Origin of the sequence: Nonomuraea sp. JJY05 (genome assembly GCF_043496855.1) — a bacterium.
In the GTDB taxonomy this organism is placed as follows: domain Bacteria; phylum Actinomycetota; class Actinomycetes; order Streptosporangiales; family Streptosporangiaceae; genus Nonomuraea.
In genome coordinates this window covers 1-16,840 of record NZ_JBIEIS010000060.1, presented here as the reverse complement: position 1 = coordinate 16,840, position 16,840 = coordinate 1, and the positions used below count along the sequence as shown (strand labels likewise).

Annotated in this window: 17 protein-coding genes; 5 read left to right on the top strand and 12 right to left on the bottom strand. The window is 69.5% G+C overall.

What is annotated here, in order from left to right; genetic code table 11:
• Window positions 1-213: 213 nt before the first annotated feature.
• Window positions 214-1,110: a maleylpyruvate isomerase N-terminal domain-containing protein gene (locus ACFKCF_RS54245; protein ID WP_394504346.1), complete on the bottom strand. Its 897-nt coding sequence runs from the start codon at window positions 1,108-1,110 to the stop codon at window positions 214-216.
• A 127-nt stretch (window positions 1,111-1,237) separates the two neighbouring features.
• Here ACFKCF_RS54245 and ACFKCF_RS54240 point away from each other — a divergent pair, with 127 nt between their 5' ends.
• Window positions 1,238-1,891, top strand: a complete 654-nt coding sequence (locus ACFKCF_RS54240) for a winged helix-turn-helix transcriptional regulator (protein ID WP_394504344.1) — start codon at window positions 1,238-1,240, stop codon at window positions 1,889-1,891.
• Between the two features lie 81 nt (window positions 1,892-1,972).
• On the opposite strand, the gene ACFKCF_RS54235 is transcribed toward ACFKCF_RS54240, so the two are convergent.
• Both ACFKCF_RS54235 and ACFKCF_RS54230 read right to left on the bottom strand, forming a co-directional pair.
• A complete protein-coding gene (locus ACFKCF_RS54235; RefSeq protein ID WP_394504343.1) occupies window positions 1,973-2,314 on the bottom strand; it encodes a hypothetical protein in 342 nt (113 codons plus the stop codon).
• A gap of 324 nt (window positions 2,315-2,638) precedes the next feature.
• Window positions 2,639-3,520 (bottom strand): RNA polymerase sigma-70 factor, encoded by an 882-nt coding sequence (locus ACFKCF_RS54230; protein ID WP_394504341.1) that lies wholly within the window; start codon window positions 3,518-3,520, stop codon window positions 2,639-2,641.
• 161 nt (window positions 3,521-3,681) lie between these two features.
• On the opposite strand from ACFKCF_RS54230, the gene ACFKCF_RS54225 reads away from it, so the two are divergent.
• The gene (locus tag ACFKCF_RS54225) at window positions 3,682-4,131 is read left to right on the top strand and encodes a hypothetical protein (protein ID WP_394504340.1); all 450 of its coding nucleotides are present in this window, start codon (window positions 3,682-3,684) and stop codon (window positions 4,129-4,131) included.
• Between the two features lie 312 nt (window positions 4,132-4,443).
• On the opposite strand, the gene ACFKCF_RS54220 is transcribed toward ACFKCF_RS54225, so the two are convergent.
• The 3 genes from ACFKCF_RS54220 to ACFKCF_RS54210 form a co-directional block, all read right to left on the bottom strand.
• Window positions 4,444-4,926, bottom strand: a complete 483-nt coding sequence (locus ACFKCF_RS54220) for a general stress protein (RefSeq protein WP_394504338.1) — start codon at window positions 4,924-4,926, stop codon at window positions 4,444-4,446.
• Window positions 4,927-4,942: 16 nt separating this feature from the next.
• A complete protein-coding gene (locus tag ACFKCF_RS54215; RefSeq protein WP_394504336.1) occupies window positions 4,943-5,233 on the bottom strand; it encodes a MerR family transcriptional regulator in 291 nt (96 codons plus the stop codon).
• 65 nt (window positions 5,234-5,298) lie between these two features.
• Window positions 5,299-5,733 carry an Hsp20/alpha crystallin family protein gene (locus ACFKCF_RS54210; RefSeq protein WP_394504334.1) on the bottom strand — a complete coding sequence of 145 codons (435 nt, stop codon included), beginning with the start codon at window positions 5,731-5,733 and terminating at the stop codon, window positions 5,299-5,301.
• Between the two features lie 947 nt (window positions 5,734-6,680).
• On the opposite strand from ACFKCF_RS54210, the gene ACFKCF_RS54205 reads away from it, so the two are divergent.
• Window positions 6,681-6,935 carry a MerR family transcriptional regulator gene (locus tag ACFKCF_RS54205; RefSeq protein ID WP_225966405.1) on the top strand — a complete coding sequence of 85 codons (255 nt, stop codon included), beginning with the start codon at window positions 6,681-6,683 and terminating at the stop codon, window positions 6,933-6,935.
• 196 nt (window positions 6,936-7,131) lie between these two features.
• Here the strand turns inward: ACFKCF_RS54205 and ACFKCF_RS54200 are convergent, their stop codons facing one another.
• A complete protein-coding gene (locus ACFKCF_RS54200; protein ID WP_394504333.1) occupies window positions 7,132-7,374 on the bottom strand; it encodes an integrase core domain-containing protein in 243 nt (80 codons plus the stop codon).
• Between the two features lie 68 nt (window positions 7,375-7,442).
• Window positions 7,443-8,489, bottom strand: a complete 1,047-nt coding sequence (locus tag ACFKCF_RS54195; protein ID WP_394504331.1) for a LacI family DNA-binding transcriptional regulator — start codon at window positions 8,487-8,489, stop codon at window positions 7,443-7,445.
• A gap of 359 nt (window positions 8,490-8,848) precedes the next feature.
• On the opposite strand from ACFKCF_RS54195, the gene ACFKCF_RS54190 reads away from it, so the two are divergent.
• On the top strand, window positions 8,849-11,854 hold the full coding sequence (locus tag ACFKCF_RS54190) for a glycoside hydrolase family 2 TIM barrel-domain containing protein (protein ID WP_394504329.1): 3,006 nt from the start codon (window positions 8,849-8,851) through the stop codon (window positions 11,852-11,854).
• Between the two features lie 54 nt (window positions 11,855-11,908).
• On the opposite strand, the gene ACFKCF_RS54185 is transcribed toward ACFKCF_RS54190, so the two are convergent.
• From ACFKCF_RS54185 to ACFKCF_RS54170, 4 genes are all read right to left on the bottom strand, one after another.
• Window positions 11,909-12,694, bottom strand: a complete 786-nt coding sequence (locus tag ACFKCF_RS54185; RefSeq protein ID WP_394504328.1) for a X2-like carbohydrate binding domain-containing protein — start codon at window positions 12,692-12,694, stop codon at window positions 11,909-11,911.
• Window positions 12,658-13,479 carry a glycoside hydrolase family 5 protein gene (locus tag ACFKCF_RS54180; RefSeq protein WP_394504326.1) on the bottom strand — a complete coding sequence of 274 codons (822 nt, stop codon included), beginning with the start codon at window positions 13,477-13,479 and terminating at the stop codon, window positions 12,658-12,660. Before ACFKCF_RS54180 ends, ACFKCF_RS54185 begins: the two co-directional genes overlap by 37 nt.
• A 42-nt stretch (window positions 13,480-13,521) precedes the next feature.
• On the bottom strand, window positions 13,522-15,015 hold the full coding sequence (locus ACFKCF_RS54175; protein ID WP_394504325.1) for a glycoside hydrolase family 43 protein: 1,494 nt from the start codon (window positions 15,013-15,015) through the stop codon (window positions 13,522-13,524).
• Window positions 15,016-15,284: 269 nt separating this feature from the next.
• Complete coding sequence (locus ACFKCF_RS54170; RefSeq protein WP_394504323.1) at window positions 15,285-16,097, bottom strand: LacI family DNA-binding transcriptional regulator; 813 nt, start codon at window positions 16,095-16,097, stop codon at window positions 15,285-15,287.
• 127 nt (window positions 16,098-16,224) lie between these two features.
• Between ACFKCF_RS54170 and ACFKCF_RS54165 the strand changes: the two genes are divergently transcribed.
• Window positions 16,225-16,737, top strand: a complete 513-nt coding sequence (locus tag ACFKCF_RS54165) for a glycoside hydrolase family 3 C-terminal domain-containing protein (RefSeq protein ID WP_394504427.1) — start codon at window positions 16,225-16,227, stop codon at window positions 16,735-16,737.
• Window positions 16,738-16,840 lie beyond the last annotated feature (103 nt).

Below are 16,840 nucleotides of genomic sequence, written 5' to 3'. Positions count from 1 at the left end.
CGCCCAGGGCGCGCTCGCATCCATATCTCGGGCCCGGCCACTGACGGCAAAGGCGTAGGTGACCGAGTGACGGTCTGGCGCCGGTCCGAAGCAGGGGTGGGCCGCTTGCCGTCGCGTCTCCGGACGGCAGAACCTCCTCGGCCGGCCCCGGCAAAATCGATGACGCTCGACCGAGACCCGAAGGTTCACATGGTCGGTGGCGCGGCGGATGGGCTACGGGGGGCTGATGACAGTGAGCATGCGGGCGAGTTTCCATGGCCGACGGCCCCAGGCGGCGAGCTTGCCTTCGAGAAGGGGCTTCCCTATACCTTGTCGGCCGATGAACACCAGCATGAGAGCCGCGGGGTCGGCAGACAGGTGTGCGTCGACGTCGCGTGCGCCTTCCGTGTCGAGTGTCAACGAACCGCGGTCGAAGACCATCAACGTACGCCCGCCTCCACGTAGGCGCAGGTCGAAGCGGGCTCGGAAGGATCGAGCTTTCTCCTGGTCCAACAAGGCCGTGGGCGGTAGAGCCGCGATGAGCGGAAGCACGCCACCCTCGACCGCGAGCAGGGCGTGGTGACGCTGTATCGGCCACGAGCACCCAGTGGCCGCGGCGATGTCATGACCATGGATCAGGCATTCCTCAAGCAGGTGACACGCCACCGCCGCAGGCGGCAGGCGGACGCCTTGCAGCCAATCGACGGTGGCCGCTCGCGAACGCGACGCGATGTCGTCGAACTCGTTCCCCAGCGTGCCGATGCGATCCGCGAGGACAGCCGGGTCCCGTTCGCCGTCCTCGGCCAGCAGCTTCGCGTTGGCCCCGGCCATTCCCGCCCTCGTCACCGTGGTTTGCGGGACCGGTCTTCCTGCGACGGCGTCGGTGTCGAAGCGGAAAACATGAGCCAGGTGAGCCGCGACATCGCCCACCGTCCAATTACCGACAGAATCGGCGTCGGCGTCAGGGACGCTCCGCACAAGTTCGACGAGACGGGGAACAACGTCCCGCAACGCCGCACGAGCCTGGGCCAGGGTGTCGGAGGCACCGCTGTGCGTCGCAGCCGGGACCGTGCCGGCGCCTTCCTGGGCGTCCGACTCTGGGCCTCTCCTGGGAGACGGGGTGGCGGTCATCGTTTCACTCCTGTGGCGTGAGTGCCGGTGGCGGTGGCCGTCCCATGGCCCGGGCAAGGTGACCACGCCCCTGCCGTGCGCTGTGCTGGATATTGTCAGGCGGGCTTGAGAATGTAAAGTGGCCGCTATGAGTCGGAGCTACGGCCAATACTGCGGTCTCGCCCGGGCGCTCGATGTCGTGGGCGACCGGTGGAATCTGCTCATCGTCCGCCAACTCCTCATTGCTCCCGCCCGCTACCGCGAGCTGCTCGACGGGCTCGGCGGCATGGCCACGAACCTGCTCGCCGACCGTCTCCGCAACCTGGAGAGCGCCGCAGTGGTCGAGCGGCGACTGGCCGAGGAGGGCAACGCCATCGTGTACGCGCTCACCCCATGGGGCGCCGAGCTGCGAGAGCCGGTTGAGAGCCTCATCCGCTGGTCCACGCCGCTCATGGCGCGCGGCCCCGGCGGCGACCGCTTCCACGCCGAATGGCTCGCCGTCGGCCTCCGCGCCTTGCTCGCCGACAGGGCCGCACACCGGGCATCGACGGTGGGGATCGAGGTCGACGGCCGGCTGCTCCAAGTGCGGGCGACGCGCTCGGGCATAGAGGTGACCGTGCATGCCGGCGGCGATCTCGATGCCATCGTGCGCGCTGACGCCTCCGTCATTCTCGGGCTGGCAGCGGGTGGGCTCAGCCTCGACGACACCCATGGGCTCGTCGACATCGAAGGCGATGAAGCCGCGGTGCGAGCCCTCTTCGATTCCCGGCGGACCCATGCTGGAGGGTCCACTCGCCGCTGACCTCTTCCACCTTTATGGCGAAGGGTGAACCTCTCACTGAGCATCGCTGTCACGCTCGTTTGCGGCTGGTGGCCTGTCCGTTCAGGCCTCCTTGCGGGTGATCAGGTCGTCGATGTAGGCGCGCAGTTCGGCGAAGGCACGCCGGCGGTCTTCCAGCGAGGTCCGGCTCACCATCATCGTGGTGCGGCTTTGGAAGAAGTCGTGGTCGGTGTAGGGGACGCCGAGCAGTTCGCAGATGACCAGTGACGGCACCGGCAGGGACAGTGCCTGCACCAGGTCGACCGGGCGATGGTCGGTGGCGAGCAGGTCGTCGATGAAGTGGTCGACGATGGCCTGGATCCGCGGGCGCAGCGCGGCCAGTCGCTTGACGGTGAACTCGCCGATCACCTGACGGCGGGCCGCGGCGTGTTCCGCGCCGTCCATGCCGAGCATCAACGGCGGCTGGCTGCGGAGCTGCTGCAGGGTCGCCGCATCGAGGGGTGTAGAGCGGGAAGCCGTCCTTACGCTTGTCGGAGGAGAAGCGGCCGTCGGCGAGGACGGCACGGCCTTCCTCGTGCCCGGACACCCACCACGCTTCGCTGCCGCCGGCCAGGCGGACCTTGTTGATCGGCGCCCGCTCGCGCAGCCGTTCGTAGGCTGTGGGCGGGGCGAACGGGCAGCCCCGCTCGACCGGAAGTTTCAGGCCGGCGAGTTCGCTGGTGACGTTCTTCGTCGCGGCGTCGTGATCACGGCGCGGCGGCCGAAGGATCACTTCAGCGTGAGTGGGGTCTCGGATGCGATGCGGGTCAGCTTCTGCGGGTTGCGGACGTAGTAGAGGCCGGTGATGCGGGCGTCCTCGACACGGGCTGCTATGACGCCGTCGATCTCGCCGTCCACGCGGAGGAGGAGTGCGGGGTTGCCGTTGACCACGGTGGGCTCGCTGGTGAGCGCGATCTGGGCCTTGCCGAGGCCGTCGATGATCATGCGGGCCACCTTGCCGGCGCCGATGATCGGCCGCGGCACGGCCTGCTTGACGCCGCCGCCGTCGCTCATCAGGACGACCTCAGGAGCGAGCACATCAAGGAGGCCCTGCAGATCCCTGGTTTCGAGCGCGCGCTGGAAGGACTCAACAGCCGCCCGGGCCTGGCTCGGGGAGACCACCTCGCGAGGCCGTCGGGCATCGACGTGCCGGCGGGCCCGGTGCGCGATCTGGCGTACGGTCACCGGGGTCTTGCCGACGGCGGCCGCGATCTCCTCGTAGCCGACGTCGAAGACCTCGCGCAGTACGAAGACGGCGCGCTCGATCGGCGACAGTGTCTCCAGGACGAGCATCAGCGCCATCGACACACTCTCGGCGAGCTCGACGTCCTCGGCCACGTCCGGCGCGGTGAGCAGTGGCTCGGGCAGCCACGGCCCGACATACTCCTCCTTGCGGCGCTTCATGGCGCGCAGCCGGTCCAGCGAGCGCCGGGTGGCGATCCGCACCAGGTGGGCGCGCTGGTCGGACACCTGCCCGAGGTCGACCTTGACCCACCGCAACCAGGTCTCCTGCAGAGCGTCTTCGGCGTCGGCCGCCGAGCCGAGCATCTCGTAGGCGACGGTGAACAGCAGGTTGCGGTGGGCGAGGAACGCCTCGGTTGCCGGATCCATCCGGCCGCCACCAGCCATCGGCTCGGCTGTGCCCGTCGTTGCAGCCCTGCGCTCGTTCATACCTGGCTCCCGCCTGTGCACCCGCAACTCCTGCTCCATGCACAAGGCGTCGGCGCCCACCCTCCCCGCTGTCCCTGTACGGCTACGGCCTGTCGTACGGGGTGGCCTCTCTGTCGTGCACGGTCGGTCCGTTTCTGGCGGTCACCTCCGCCGCGCTGTCCGGCGCCGGCCTGGCCGGCGGGCTTGCGGCGTTCTCCCCATACGCGCTCGGCATGGGCTTGGTGGTCACCGCCCTGTCACTGGCGGTGGCGCTCGCCCGTACCGCCGTCGTGGCCCGGTTGCGGCGGCTGTTGCCGTACGTGTCCAGGGCCGGCGGCGCGCTCCTCGTCCTCGCCGGCCTGTACGTGCTGTACTACAGCTGGTACGAGCTGCGCGTCTTCGCGGGCGCCGAGGCCGACGACCCCCTCGTGGGCACCGCGACCGCCGTGCGGGCAACCATCGCCGGTTGGGTGGCCGGGCTCGGCCCGTGGTGGATCGCGGTCGCGCTCGTCCTCCTCACTCTGACGGCGCTGGCGTTGCGCACGGCGCGTCGCCGTGACAGAGCCCAGTGAAAGCGCCCGTCGTGTCGCGCGGATGGGGCATGGCGGCGCGGAAGGAACGTGCTGGTCAGAGGGAGACCGCCCCTTCGTTCCGCGCTCGGCCGCTCTGTCACCATTTGGCGCGCGTCACCTGGTTGAGCACCCTGGCTTCGTCGTCCCGGGAGAGCGGGTAGTCGGTGCAGCCGCTCTCGCCGCCGACGGAGAACGTGGCACCTGCGCGGGAACAGCCCCGAACGGGCTGACCCCGTCCGGGGCTGTTCCCGCGTACGATGTCTCGCCGGGGCCCGATGAGGCACGGACATCGGCAGGGAGGCGCCTGCCGGCTCAGCCGGTGCGCCAGCCGTGCTTGATCAAGAGGTTGCGCGCGTCGCCGGCGATGGCCACGTCGGCCACGACAGCGTAGCGGGCGGCTACCGGCGACCGGTTGGTCAACAGGTCACCTCGGCCGCGCGCGGCCCAGCACGCGGTCACGCCGAAGGCGGCGCCGAGCAGCGCGCCGAAGGCCATCCCCGCCAGCAGCGCCGCCCACGGGCCCGCGACCAGGAGGACCATCAGGCTGGAAGGCAGGCCGAACCAGGCGCCGAGCGCAGCGCCCATGCCCGCCGCACGGGGAGTGGTCATCCGGCCCAGAACGTTCTCCATCAGGCGCAGGTTCTCCCCGACGATGCCCACTCGGTGCGCCGGAATACCGTTGTCGGCCAGGAAGGCGACCGCCTCACGGGCCTGTTCGCAGGTGTCGTAGAAGCCGACCATCGGCCGGTCGCCGCCCGCGGCCGCAGATGCGATCGGCGGAGCGGTCTCGATCATGGCAGGTGCCTCCTTTCTAGGTGGGTCGCTTCAGGGCCGCACGCAGTTCGCGAACTTCCTGCTCCAGTTCGAGGATGCGGCGAATGGCGTTGAGCGTCATTCCCTGGCCGGTCATCGTGGTGACGTGCTGCAGCAGCCCGATGTCGTGGCGGGAGTAGCGGCGCTGCCCGCCGGGGGAGCGGTGCGGGCTGACCACGTCGTGCTGGTCGAGTCGGCGCAGGAAGGCCTGCTGCACCTCGAGCATCTCCGCGACCTGACCCAGGGAGTACAGCGGAGCGTGCTCATCGTCGAACGGCATGCCGGCCATCCGGACCTCCTCTCGAATGGCAAGGGCGGGCCCGTCGGCACCCGCCCTTGCCATGAACGTGCGTATCAGGCCCGGATGGCCTTGACGTCGCCCTGCTGGATCTCGACCTTGCGGGGCTTGGCCCGCTCGAGCACGGGGATGCGGACCTTCAGCACGCCGTTGGCGTACCCAGCGTCGATCTTGTCGCTGTCGAGGTACTCCGACAGGTAGACGCGGCGGGTGAAGGTGCCCATGGGGCGTTCGCGGACGAAGACCCGCTCGCCTTCGGGGATCTCCTCCTCGCGGCGAGCGCTGACACTCAGCACTCCGCGGTCGACGGTGACCTCGATGGACTCGGGGTCGATGCCGGGCAGGTCGAACGTCAGCAGCACGTCGTCGTCACGGCGCAGGCCGTCCATCGGCATGACGGCGCCCGTGCCGGCGCCGAAGGTCCGGCGGGCCAGCTGGCCGAACTGGCGCTCGAACTCCTGGATGAACGGGTCGATGGATGTGAGCAGCATGTCCAACTCCCTTCGCGAGCTCTCCAGAAAAACCTCCAACTTGGCTCGCATGTTAGCTTCAGCCATGAATGGATGCAAGCTGCCGAACGATGTTGAGGTACCCCATGGAACGGGCGAGAAGAAGGGTTGACACGAGCACCCTGCCCTGGAGAATCGTCAATCCGGCGCGATCAAGCCGACGAAGATCGAGGCTGTCCAGGAGCCGTGCCCCCGTCGTGGTCCTCGCCCATCGCCATCCCCCGCCACCTCGAGAGCGAAAGAAAATCTGTAGTCGCCACGGTAGACATTTGCGCTGTGGGCGGCTAGAGTTTCTGACATTGCAAGGGACGGATCCACGAGGGCAGCGCAGCACGAGCACCACGATGGGGCTGCCCGGACGGACGTGGACAGCAGTACAGAACACAGCAGTACAGAACGAGGTAGAGGGCAGAAGGTCGGACTGCCGCGGCCAGTGTGGTTGAGCAAGAGGGCCGGGGCGGTGGACGCGCTGCTGCTTGTAGGAAGTCGGCGCCAGCGGTCGGGGTGCCGAGGTACGGATAACTGGAAGGGAGTGTTGAACGCCATCAGGATCGCCCGTCGCCGGCCGCATGTCGCCGCACGGGTACCGCAGCTCCACGAACAGGACGGTGGTCTACGGTCACGCTTACGCGATCCCCGCACCCCCGCATCGGGCGGCTGGTGCGGCACAGGTGAACCGCCCCTGCAGCACGCAGGCAGGGCCGGTCGATGGTGTTAACCTCTGGGCCCCGGCGCATCATGGCGCCGGGGCCCCTGTTCGCATTCGGGAAGGTTGAATGGATCAAACACCTCAGGCAACGGTCACCGCCTCCAGGCGGGAGCAGCCCAGCCCCACCGGCGCTCACCCAGCCGATCACCCGGTCCAGGCGGTCGAAGCGGCCGGCGGTCTCGGGCAGCGGCTCGATGACGAGGACTATCCCGCCTACAGCATGGGCCGGGCCGCCGAGATCCTCGGCGTCACCCCGGCGTTCCTGCGCAGCCTCGGCGCCGCCAAGCTGATCGAGCCGCTACGCAGCGAGGGCGGGCACCGCCGCTTCTCCCGCTACCAACTGCGCCTGGCCGCCCGCGCCCGCGAACTCGTCGACGCCGGCACCCAGCTGGAAGCGGCCTGCCGCATCATCATCTTGGAAGACCAGCTCGCCGAGGCGCTGCGCATCAACGAAGAACTCCGCCAGCGCCACTGACCGCTTTCGGCCCCCGGCCACACCCGGGGGCATCAGGACCGGCCGCGCCCGCAACGCCGGGCAGCCCCACGAGAGCGAGGCCCGCGCGGCGTCGGCCGTTGAAGCTGACCGCCCTTCTCCGAGAAAGACGTCCCGTGACCGAGGACCACGGCTCCCCCGAGCGCTTCACCGTGTGGGTGCCAAGAACTCGGCCGCCCTATGCGGCCTGCGCGTATTCGTGGATCAGGCCACCGAGGCGGTCACGCCGGATGACCTCGATATCGTCCTCGACCGAGTCGGGAAGGGCTCGCAGCGGAGCGGCCCGGCCCAGGGAGCGATGCGGGCGATGCTCATTGAAGTGGGCCTCGTACGCAGCCGGCACGCGCCGTAAGTGGCGGGTGTAAACGATGAGGACCCGATCGAGAAGTTCTCGGCGCCGGCCTTGCTCAAGATCATCCACACAGTGAAGCCCTCGCCCGGTAACCCAGGGCGGCGAGTTCCCCGGCGATCCGCCGCCGCCGGAACAGCTCAGTCCCTCGGTGGTGCTGTGCTCTCGCGGACCGTGAGAGTCGTCGCGATCTCCAGCCCCATCCGGGGGACCGACTCCCCCCGGCCGATGGCCAGCGCCAGTTCGGTGGCCGCGGCCGCCATCTCGTTCAGCGGCTGGTGAACCGTGGTCAGAGGCGGATCGACCCAGGCCACGACCGGAACATCGTCGAAGCCCACCACGCTCAGGTCCCTGGGAATGGACAGCCCGAGCTCGCGAGCGGCTTGGTAGACGCCGAGCGCCTGCATGTCGTTCGCGGTGAAGATCGCGGTCGGCCGGTCAGGCCTGGACAGGAGTTCGCGCGCTGCGGCGCAGCCGTCCTCGCGGGTGAGAAGGGTCTTGACCAGGAGTGCGGGATCCGCGGGCACGTCGGCTTCAGCCAGCGCGGAGAGGTAGCCGGCCACTCTGGCGCGGCAGAAGACATGATCCGGGCCGCTGATCATGGCGATGCGGCGGTGTCCCAGTTCGAGCAGGTGACGGGTCGCCGTCTGGCCACCCCTCCAGTTGGTGGCGCCCACGAAGGGGACGCCGTCCGGCAACTCGTCGATCGGGTCGAAGACGACGAACGGGATGCCTTTCGCCTTCAACTTGTCACGCTCGGACGGCGAGAGCTGGGCCACTGACAGGACGCAGCTAGGGCGCCGGCCGACCGTGTCGTCGATGGACATCGTAGGCGTGCCGTGGAGGCCGAACTCCGAAACCATGACCCCGGCGCGGCTCTTTCGCGCCACCTGCTCCACACCGCGGATGATCTCCACGGCCCACATGTGCTCAAGCTCGCGGAACACGAGTTCCACGACGTTGCTCCGGCTGGCCGCGGGCCTGCGGTATCCGTGCCGGTTGATCAGTTCTTCGACACGGGCACGAGTCTGCTCCGAGACCCCCGAACGTCCGTTGAGCACTTTCGACACGGTGGGGATCGAGACGCCCGCGGACTCGGCGATGTACGCGATGGTCACGGACGCCGGTCCGTCACCGCGCGGGCTCTGCTCGTCGGCCGCCGGTTCGCCCGATCGGTTGTCCGTCACGTTCACCCTTCCTCATCAGCGGTGGGTCAGCAACGGGTTGTCCCCGCCCACCTCGCGCCGGCTGCCAGGGCGGCCAGGCCCTCGGCACAGCCCCCTGTCCGACGCGGGGCGGCAGACCTCCGAACTAAGGAAACTATAGAGCAAGCCCGACGAAACTTTCCGCTCGTTAACCTGACGCATGAGGCGCATCTCTGACGGCAAGTCGCCGTTTCCGCCTGCGCACCGATGCGGGCGAGCGCGGCACAGCCGGCTGGTGCAGCCGGGGCCTGGCTGACATGGCTGGTACGGCGCGGCTTCCCGCAAGAGATATTCGATAGTACGGTTTCGCGAGAAAGTTTCGCGCTGCCTTGAGGAGAAGCATGCCCCCTCGCTACTTCGAAGACTTCTCGCCCGGCTACGGCAGCCTGGCGCCACGCGCCGTCCTCGCTTCGGACGCCCCGTGGCTCGACCTGAACGGCGACTGGGCGTTCCGCTTCTCCCGGACGGGGCTCGACGAGCCGGACGGCTTCGAGCTGCCCGGCTACGACGACCTGGGATGGGACAGGCTTCCCGTTCCCTCACATTGGCAGCTCCATGGGTACGGCAAACCGGCATATCTGAACATCCCTTACCCGATTCCGCTGGATCCCCCGTTCGTCCCGGACGAGAACCAGACCGGTGACTACCGCCGCGTCTTCGATCTGCCGGGATCGTGGGACGGGACGCCTGCCGTGGTGCGCTTCGAGGGAGTGGACTCGTGCGCGCGGGTCTGGCTCAACGGGGTGGAGCTGGGTGTGAGCCGGGGCAGCCGCCTGCCGGTGGAGTTCGATGCCTCGCAGGCGCTGCGTCCGGGGCGCAATGTCCTGGCGGTCAGGGTCCACCAGTACTCCTCGGGCACCTACCTGGAGGACCAGGACACCTGGCGGCTGTCCGGGATCTTCCGCGATGTCGCGCTGCTGGCCCGGCCCGTCGGCGGGATCCGGGACGTGTTCGTGCAGGCCGACTATGACGTCTCCAGCGGGGGCGGGCGGGTGCGATTCGACGTGGCAGCGGGGGCGCCCGTCGAGATCGGCATTCCGCTGCTCGGGGTGGTCGCCGCCCCCGCTACGGAGACGTTCGCGTTCGACGAGGTGCGCCCGTGGAGCGCGGAGGACCCGTTCCTGTACGAGGCCACCCTCGCCACCCCGGCCGAACAGGTGCGCGTACGGTTCGGCTTCCGCACCGTCGCCATCAACGAGTCAGGTGTGCTGACGGTGAACGGGCGGCGGGTGGTGCTGCGCGGCGTCAACCGGCACGAGTTCGACCCGGATCGCGGGCGGGTGATGAGCAGGGAGCTGATGCGCCGCGACGTGGAGCTGATGAAGCAGCACAACATCAACGCCGTCCGCACCTCGCACTATCCGCCCCACCCCGGTTTCCTGGAGCTCTGCGACGAACTGGGCCTGTGGGTCATGCTGGAGTGCGACCTGGAGACCCACGGGTTCGAGCGGACGCGCCCCGAGCCCTGGCAGCGGAATCCCTCGGACGATCCGCAGTGGCGTGACGCCTATGTGGATCGCATCCGGCGAACCGTGGAGCGCGACAAGAACCACCCCAGCGTCATCGCCTGGTCGCTCGGCAACGAGGCCGGCGACGGGCAGAACCTTGCGGCGATGGCGGCGTGGATCCACGAACGAGACCCGTCCCGGCCGGTGCACTACGAAGGCGACCGGCTGGCCCGCTACGTCGACATCTACGGCGAGATGTACCGTACCCCGGCCGTCGTCCACCGCATCGGTCAGGGACGGCTGCGGCCCGGGGAGATGTTCTATCCGGCCACCGACGGCGCGGGCGACCCTGCGGACGAACCGCGCAACAGCAAGCCCTTCGTCTACACCGAGTTCGCGCACGCGATGGGCAACGGCCCCGGCGGCCTGGCGGAATACATGCGGCTGTGCGAACAGCATCCGCGCGTCCAGGGCGGGTTCGTGTGGGAGTGGATGGACCAGGGCCTGCGCTCCACCGACGCCCTTGGCCGTGAGTTCTTCGCCTACGGCGGCGATTTCGGGGAGGACCTGCATGACGGGAACTACATCTGCGACGGCCTGATGTTCCCTGACCGGACGCCGTCACCGGGCATGCTGGAGTATCAGAAGGTCAACGAACCCGTCGTCATCGAGGCGGGCGGCCCGGGACGCATCTCGATCCGCAATCGCTACACCTTCCTGGACCTGTCCCACCTGCGGTTCACCTGGTCGCTCTCGCGGGACGGGGTCCCGGTCGCCGACGGGCCGCTCGCATTGCCGCACCTCGCCGCCGGGGAGCGCATCGAGATCCCCGTCCCCGAGGCGTACGAGGAAGGCGAACGATGGTTGACCGTGCAGGCTGAGCTGGCGAAGCCCACCGCGTGGGCGCCCGAGGGCCATGTGGTGGCATGGGGCCAGATTCCGCCCACCGGGACCAGTGCCCGCGCGGCCCTGACCGATACCCGGGTATCCGCCGTGCCGGCCGGCGAGCACATCGTCCTCGGCCCCGCGCGTTTCGACCGACGTACGGGGATGCTGGTCAGCCTCGGCGACCACCGTTTTGACGGCCCGCGGCTGGCACTGTGGCGCGCGCCCACGGACAACGACCTCTCATGGGGGCAGGGCGACGCCCGGTACTGGAAGGACCGCGGCCTGGACCGGTTGCGCCACCGCACCATGTCCGTCGACGCGGGTGATGCGGGCCTGACCGTCGTGGTGCGCAGTTCGGCGGCGAACTCCGACTGCGGCTACCTCAGCACGTACCGCTGGGACACCGACGGGCAGCGCCTGCGGGTACGGGTGCGCACCGAACCGGTCGGCTACTGGCCGGAGCGAGCGGATACCCTCTCCGAGGTGACGGTGGACCCCGACCTGCCGGACGGGGAGCGCAAGGAACTCCTCCACCGCGACAAGGCGCCATTCCTGGCGCGCATCGGCCTCATCTGGAAGCTTCCAGTGGAATGGTCTCAGGTCCGGTGGTTCGGCGCCGGACCCGGCGAAGCGTACCCGGACTCCCGGCAGGCGGCGCGGATCGGCCGCTTTCACGCCACGGTCGACGAGCTGCAGACCCCGTACGTCCGCCCGCAGGACAACGGCACTCGCGCCGACGTGCGATGGGCCGAGATCACCGACCGGGCGGGCGCGGGAATCCGCATCGAGGGTGACCCGCTGTTCAGCCTCGCCGCCCGGCGCTGGAGCGACCGGCACCTCGCGGCGGCCCGGCACCAGACCGACCTGGTCCCCGAGCCGCTGATCTACCTGCACACCGACCATGTCGTGCACGGCCTCGGATCCGAGGCGGTCGGCCCCGGCGTCCTCCCCCGTTACCGGCTCGACGTGCGGGCCGCCGACTTCGCCTTCATCCTCACCGCGACCTCCTGAGAAGCACACCGCCCCGCGTGCCGGTGATCCGGTACGCGGGGCGGTGGCATCCGGTCAGGAGGTGGTGCCGGTGACCGAGTCGCCGGACCTGGTCACCTGGTACGTGACGAGCGCGCCGCTCCAGAAGTGGAAGGTGAGCGACACCGGCGCGTTCTCGCGCAGGGAACCGAGGAAGTCCGAGGTGAGGCGGATGGTGTCGTTGGCCGGGTCGGGAGAGAAGGCCCTGCCGAACTCCTTGTAGGACGTCCAGTCGTGGGGCCCGGCGTTGCTGCCGTCGGCGTACTTGGCCTCCATCGTGGCCAGTTGGTCACCCCGGAACTGTGCGGGGATGGTCAGGGACTGCGCCGTGCCGGTCGCGTTCGACAGCACCGGGGTGTCGTAGCTGATCACGTTGATCTTCCAGGGGATGCCCCGGGAGAACCTGGCTTGGATCGTCGCCTTGACGCCATAGGACCGGTCGCCGGCCAGCCGGGTGAGGGCCGCCGCCGTGAGCGTGAGCTTGCCGCCGGAGACGGTGTAGTCCCTACCCGGGGCCAGCATGGTGGTGCCCTGCCAGAGCCCACGGAACGCGGTCCCGTTCAGGTTCAGGGTGAGCGACTGGGCCGCGATCGCGCTCGACTTCGGCACGTAGATCGAGTCGGCGGAAGCCGTACCCGAACGCGTGGTCCAGCTCGACCTGATCTGGGCGAACAGCCCGGGATCCCTCCACTGCAGGGTCTCCCGGTTGAGGTGCTGGCCGTTGTCCCACCACATCGTGGTGAGCCTCTTGGCTCGCGCTTGGTAGCCCAGCGCTTCGAAGAACTTCAGCTTCTCGCCCCGCTGGACGGCGTTGATGTCCACGTCGAGGCCGAGCAGGCGTTGTCGCCCAGCGCGTTCATCTCGGCGACCAGCTTGTCCATGAGCTCCTGAGACGGCGTCGTGCCCATCGTCGGCAGCACGAGGAGCCGGGTCGCGTTGCCGCCGCCGGAACCGCGGACGATGCCGTGGAACGAGCGGTTGAGCTCGGCGAGCATCTGGCCCTTCTGCTCGTCGGTGCCGCTGTTGAACTGCGGCTCGTTGACGCTCTCGAAGAGCACCTTGCGCGGCGCGTCCCGGAACGCGGCGGCGATCTGGGTCCAGGTGGCGTTGAACCGGGCGAGCACCTGGTCGTGGTCCGTGCCCATGGTGGCGATCCACTGCCACGAATCGTGGTGGACGTTGATGAGGACGTGGAGGCCCGAGGCCAGCGCCATGTCGACCACCTGCTTGACGCGCGACATCCATGCCGCGTCGATGGTGTACGGCGCGCTGCCGGCCTGGTGGTCGGTCCAGGTGATGGGGATGCGGACGCTGCGGAATCCCTGGGATCGGATGGATTCGAACAGGGCCTTGGTGGCCTGGGGGTTGCCCCACGAGGTCTCGTCCGGGATCGCGTCCAGCGTGTTGCCCAGGTTCCAGCCGGGCTGCATCGCCGCCACGACGTCCATCGCGCTGTCGGCGCGAGTGGTGCTCGGCGCCGTGTCGTCGGTCGCGGCGACGGCGGGAGCGCTCGCCAGGCCGAGAGCAGTGATCAGCGCGATCACCAGGCCGGCCGCGCGCCTGAGCCCTCCTAAGCGGTGGCGCGCTGTGTGCTGGTTCTCCCTCATTTCTTTCCTTCCCTTGAGTGGACACTTGTGGTCACAGGGCGATCAGGCAAAGGGCGGAGGCTTGTAGTCGAACCAGTCGAAGTGGACGGATCCGGCGGCGGCGTACATGCCGATCACCCGGCCGGTGAAGCCGCCCGCCACCTCGGTGGAGAGATAGCGGCCGTCGAGGGTGGCGAGCACGGTGAAGCCGCCGTCCTCGGTCTCCACCCCGAACGAGAGAGCGTCGGGCCCGGTGCGCGGGTCGTGGGGCGGCTGCGACTCGTCCGTCCGGACACCGAGCACCAGCGGACCGGCGGGGACCGGATGTTCGGCCACCACGGTCCGGACGGAGCCGATGCGGGCGATGACCCGCACCTGGCCATCCCCCGCCTCGATCTCGTAGTGGTGCCGCTCGTCGAGCCGGACCGCGAGACCGCCGCGCCCCTGCGAGAGGTCGATCAGGGTCCGGGCGCACCACTCCAGGTGCTGCTGACGGCGCCCGAGGAAGGTCACGTCCGCGTCGTCCAGGGAGGCGCCACGGGCGCGGAGCGTCAGCCAACCGGCCCGCTCCTTCGTGCTGCAGAGGTCCTCGGGGCGGCTCCGCACCGAGATCCAGTACGCCTGGAGTTCGGCGAGGTCGAAGTCGTCCCTGCCCGCCGCGGATCCGACCGGGGTGCCCGGCGAGAGCGCGCCGACGACCGGCCAGCCGTCCTCCCAGGTCACCGGGGCTAGGAAGGTCTCGCGGCCCAGGACGTGCCAGCCGGGAGTGCCCCCGCGGGGCCGTACGCCGAGCAGGACCATCCACCAGGTTCCGTCGGGGGCCTGTACGAGATCCGCGTGGCCGGTGTTCTGGACCGGGTGGTCCGTGCCCCGGTGGGTCAGGATCGGGTTGGCCGGGCAGGGCTCGAACGGCCCGTCGGGCGCGCTCCCGCGGGCGATCGAGACGCCGTGGCCCCGCTCGGTGCCGCCCTCGGCGATGAGCAGGTACCAGTACTCGCCGATCCGGTAGAGGTGCGGCGCCTCCGGGGCCGCGGCGCCCGGGGTGCCGGACCAGAGCTTGTGCGGCGACCCGAGCGTTTCTCCGGTCCGCGGGTCGATGCGTACCTGCCCGATCCCGGCGAACGTGCACCAGCACGTGCCGTCGTCGTCCCACGCGAGGTCGGGGTCGATGCCGGGAACGCCGGGCAGCCGGATCGGGTCGGACCACGGCCCGGCGGGGTCGGTGGCGGTGACCAGCATGTTGCCGCCGCCCTTGCTCACCACGGTGACGATCAGCCAGAACCGGCCGTCGTGGTGGCGGAGCGTGGGCGCGTAGACCCCGCCCGACGAGGGGGTGTCGGCGGACAGGTGCAACTGGCTCGGTCGCTCAAGGGCGTTGGCGATCTGCGTCCAGCGCACGAGGTCGCGGCTGTGGAAGACGGGCACGCCGGGGAAGTACTCGAAGCTCGAGCAGACGAGGTAGTAGTCGTCGCCGACCCGGCAGATGCTGGGATCGGGATGAAATCCGGCGATCACGGGATCGGCGACGGCGGGAGTCGTCTGGGTAGGGTCTGACACCCCGTGTGGTCCTTTCATCGGTTGGTCGATCGTGGGGGCGCGCGTGGCCGCCGTACCGCTCCGCGAGCGCCGTGGCGATGCGCACCGCGGCGTCGCGGCAGGCGGGGGCGAGCAGCACCACTTCGTCGGTGGGCCGCTCGCCGCGCCTGGACGTGGTCATCCGTGACATGACCTGCTCGACAGCGATCCGGCCGAGCTCCTTCGCAGGCCGGTAACCGCTGTGAGGGCGGGCGCGTACCGTTCAGGCAGATGCTCGGGGCACAGGGCGATCATCGACGCGTCCTCGGGAACCGTCCGCCCGCCGGCGCGCAGGAGGTCGAGCAGCGGCCCGATGGCTCCCTCGTTCTGCACCACGAAGCCGGTCGTGTCAGGCCTGTCGGACAGATTCGTCCGAGCGTACCCGCCGTACTCTCGTTGGTGCCCTCGCAGGGACGGTGCAGGAAGCGCAGCCCGCGCTCCTCCGCACGCGCGCGGAACCCCGCAAGGGTGCGCTCGGCGTATCCCGCGTGCCGCCGGTAGATGCCGGAGCCGTAGCCGATGAAGGCGATGTCGCGGTGGCCCAGCTCGGCCAGATGATCCGCGCACAGCGCGCAGGCGGCGGAGAAGTCGTGGTCGACGCAGGACAGCCCCCGGGGATCGTCGGGCAGGCCGATGAGCGCCGCCTGGGTGCGCAGGGCCCCCAGCGTCGGGATGCGCTGGTCGTTCAGCTCGACGTCCATGAGGATCACGCCGTCGGCCAGGCCGCTGGCGGCCAGGCGACGGACGCCGTCGGGGCCTTCGTCATTGGTGATCAGCAGGACGTCGTGGCCGTGCCTGCGGGCCGCCACGGTGACGGAGGCGGCGATCTCCATCATGATCGGCACGTACACGTCGCTGCGGAGCGGCACGGCCAGGGCGAGGATGTGCGAGCGCTTGCCCGCCAGCGCCCGGGCGCCCGCGTTCGGGTGATACCCGAGCTCGATCACGCAGCGCTCGACGCGCCGCCGGGTCTCGGCGGAGACACGGCGCTTGCCGCTGAGCGTATAGCTGACCGTGCTCGGGGAGACGCCCGCCGCCCTGGCCACATCGGCGATGGTCACCATCGGCTCAGCCCTTGATGGCGCCGGTCAGGACGCCCGTCCGGAAGTGCTTCTGAACGAACGGATAGACGATCAGGAGCGGCACCAGGGTCAGCACCACCACGGCCATCTGCAGTGACAGAGGAGCGGTCTGCGACTGTGCCATGCCGAAGCCGGCGTTGACCGTGCCGGGCATGCCGACGCCGCGGTTGACGTAGGTCAGCAGCACGTACTGCAGCGGCCACTTCTCGGTCTCTGTCGGCATGTAGAGCATGACGTTGAAGAAGGAGTTCCAGTAGCCGACGGCGTAGAAGAGCGTGATCACCGCGGTCACCGCCCGAGAGGTGGGCAGGACGACGGACCAGAGGATCCGCCAGTCCCCCGCGCCGTCCATCCGCGCCGCGTCGATCATCTCGCCCGCGGTGCCGGAGTAGAAGGAGCGGAGCACCAGGATGTTGAAGACCGAGACCGCGCCCGGAAGGATCAGGCGCTGCTGCGCGCGGTTGCCGAGGTGCGCCCCGAAACCGTGCTCGTCACCATGAGCAGCTACCCCTACGCCCTGGACTGGGCCGACGAGCACCTGCCCGCGGTGGTGTGGACCTCCCACGGCGGGCAGGAGACCGGCCGGGCGCTGGCCGCCGTCCTCCTAGGCCGTGTTTCATAAGGCCTTGAGCCACTGATTGATCGCAGCGATGATGACGACGGCTTCGTAGCGGACGGCGAGCTTGTCGTAACGGGTCGCCATGCCGCGGTTGCCTTTGAGCAGG

What these genes read in the sequence shown, in the direction of transcription:
- ACFKCF_RS54235 (WP_394504343.1), bottom strand. Translation starts at nt 2,314, where the DNA reads ATGGACGGCGCGGAACACGCCGCGGCCCGCCGTCAGGTGATCGGCGAG.
- ACFKCF_RS54190 (WP_394504329.1), top strand. Translation starts at nt 8,849, where the DNA reads ATGCCCCCTCGCTACTTCGAAGACTTCTCGCCCGGCTACGGCAGCCTG.
- ACFKCF_RS54245 (WP_394504346.1), bottom strand. Translation starts at nt 1,110, where the DNA reads ATGACCGCCACCCCGTCTCCCAGGAGAGGCCCAGAGTCGGACGCCCAG.
- ACFKCF_RS54210 (WP_394504334.1), bottom strand. Translation starts at nt 5,733, where the DNA reads ATGCTGCTCACATCCATCGACCCGTTCATCCAGGAGTTCGAGCGCCAG.
- ACFKCF_RS54240 (WP_394504344.1), top strand. Translation starts at nt 1,238, where the DNA reads ATGAGTCGGAGCTACGGCCAATACTGCGGTCTCGCCCGGGCGCTCGAT.
- ACFKCF_RS54220 (WP_394504338.1), bottom strand. Translation starts at nt 4,926, where the DNA reads ATGATCGAGACCGCTCCGCCGATCGCATCTGCGGCCGCGGGCGGCGAC.
- ACFKCF_RS54170 (WP_394504323.1), bottom strand. Translation starts at nt 16,097, where the DNA reads ATGGTGACCATCGCCGATGTGGCCAGGGCGGCGGGCGTCTCCCCGAGC.
- ACFKCF_RS54230 (WP_394504341.1), bottom strand. Translation starts at nt 3,520, where the DNA reads ATGGATCCGGCAACCGAGGCGTTCCTCGCCCACCGCAACCTGCTGTTC.
- ACFKCF_RS54205 (WP_225966405.1), top strand. Translation starts at nt 6,681, where the DNA reads ATGGGCCGGGCCGCCGAGATCCTCGGCGTCACCCCGGCGTTCCTGCGC.
- ACFKCF_RS54180 (WP_394504326.1), bottom strand. Translation starts at nt 13,479, where the DNA reads ATGAGGGAGAACCAGCACACAGCGCGCCACCGCTTAGGAGGGCTCAGG.
- ACFKCF_RS54215 (WP_394504336.1), bottom strand. Translation starts at nt 5,233, where the DNA reads ATGGCCGGCATGCCGTTCGACGATGAGCACGCTCCGCTGTACTCCCTG.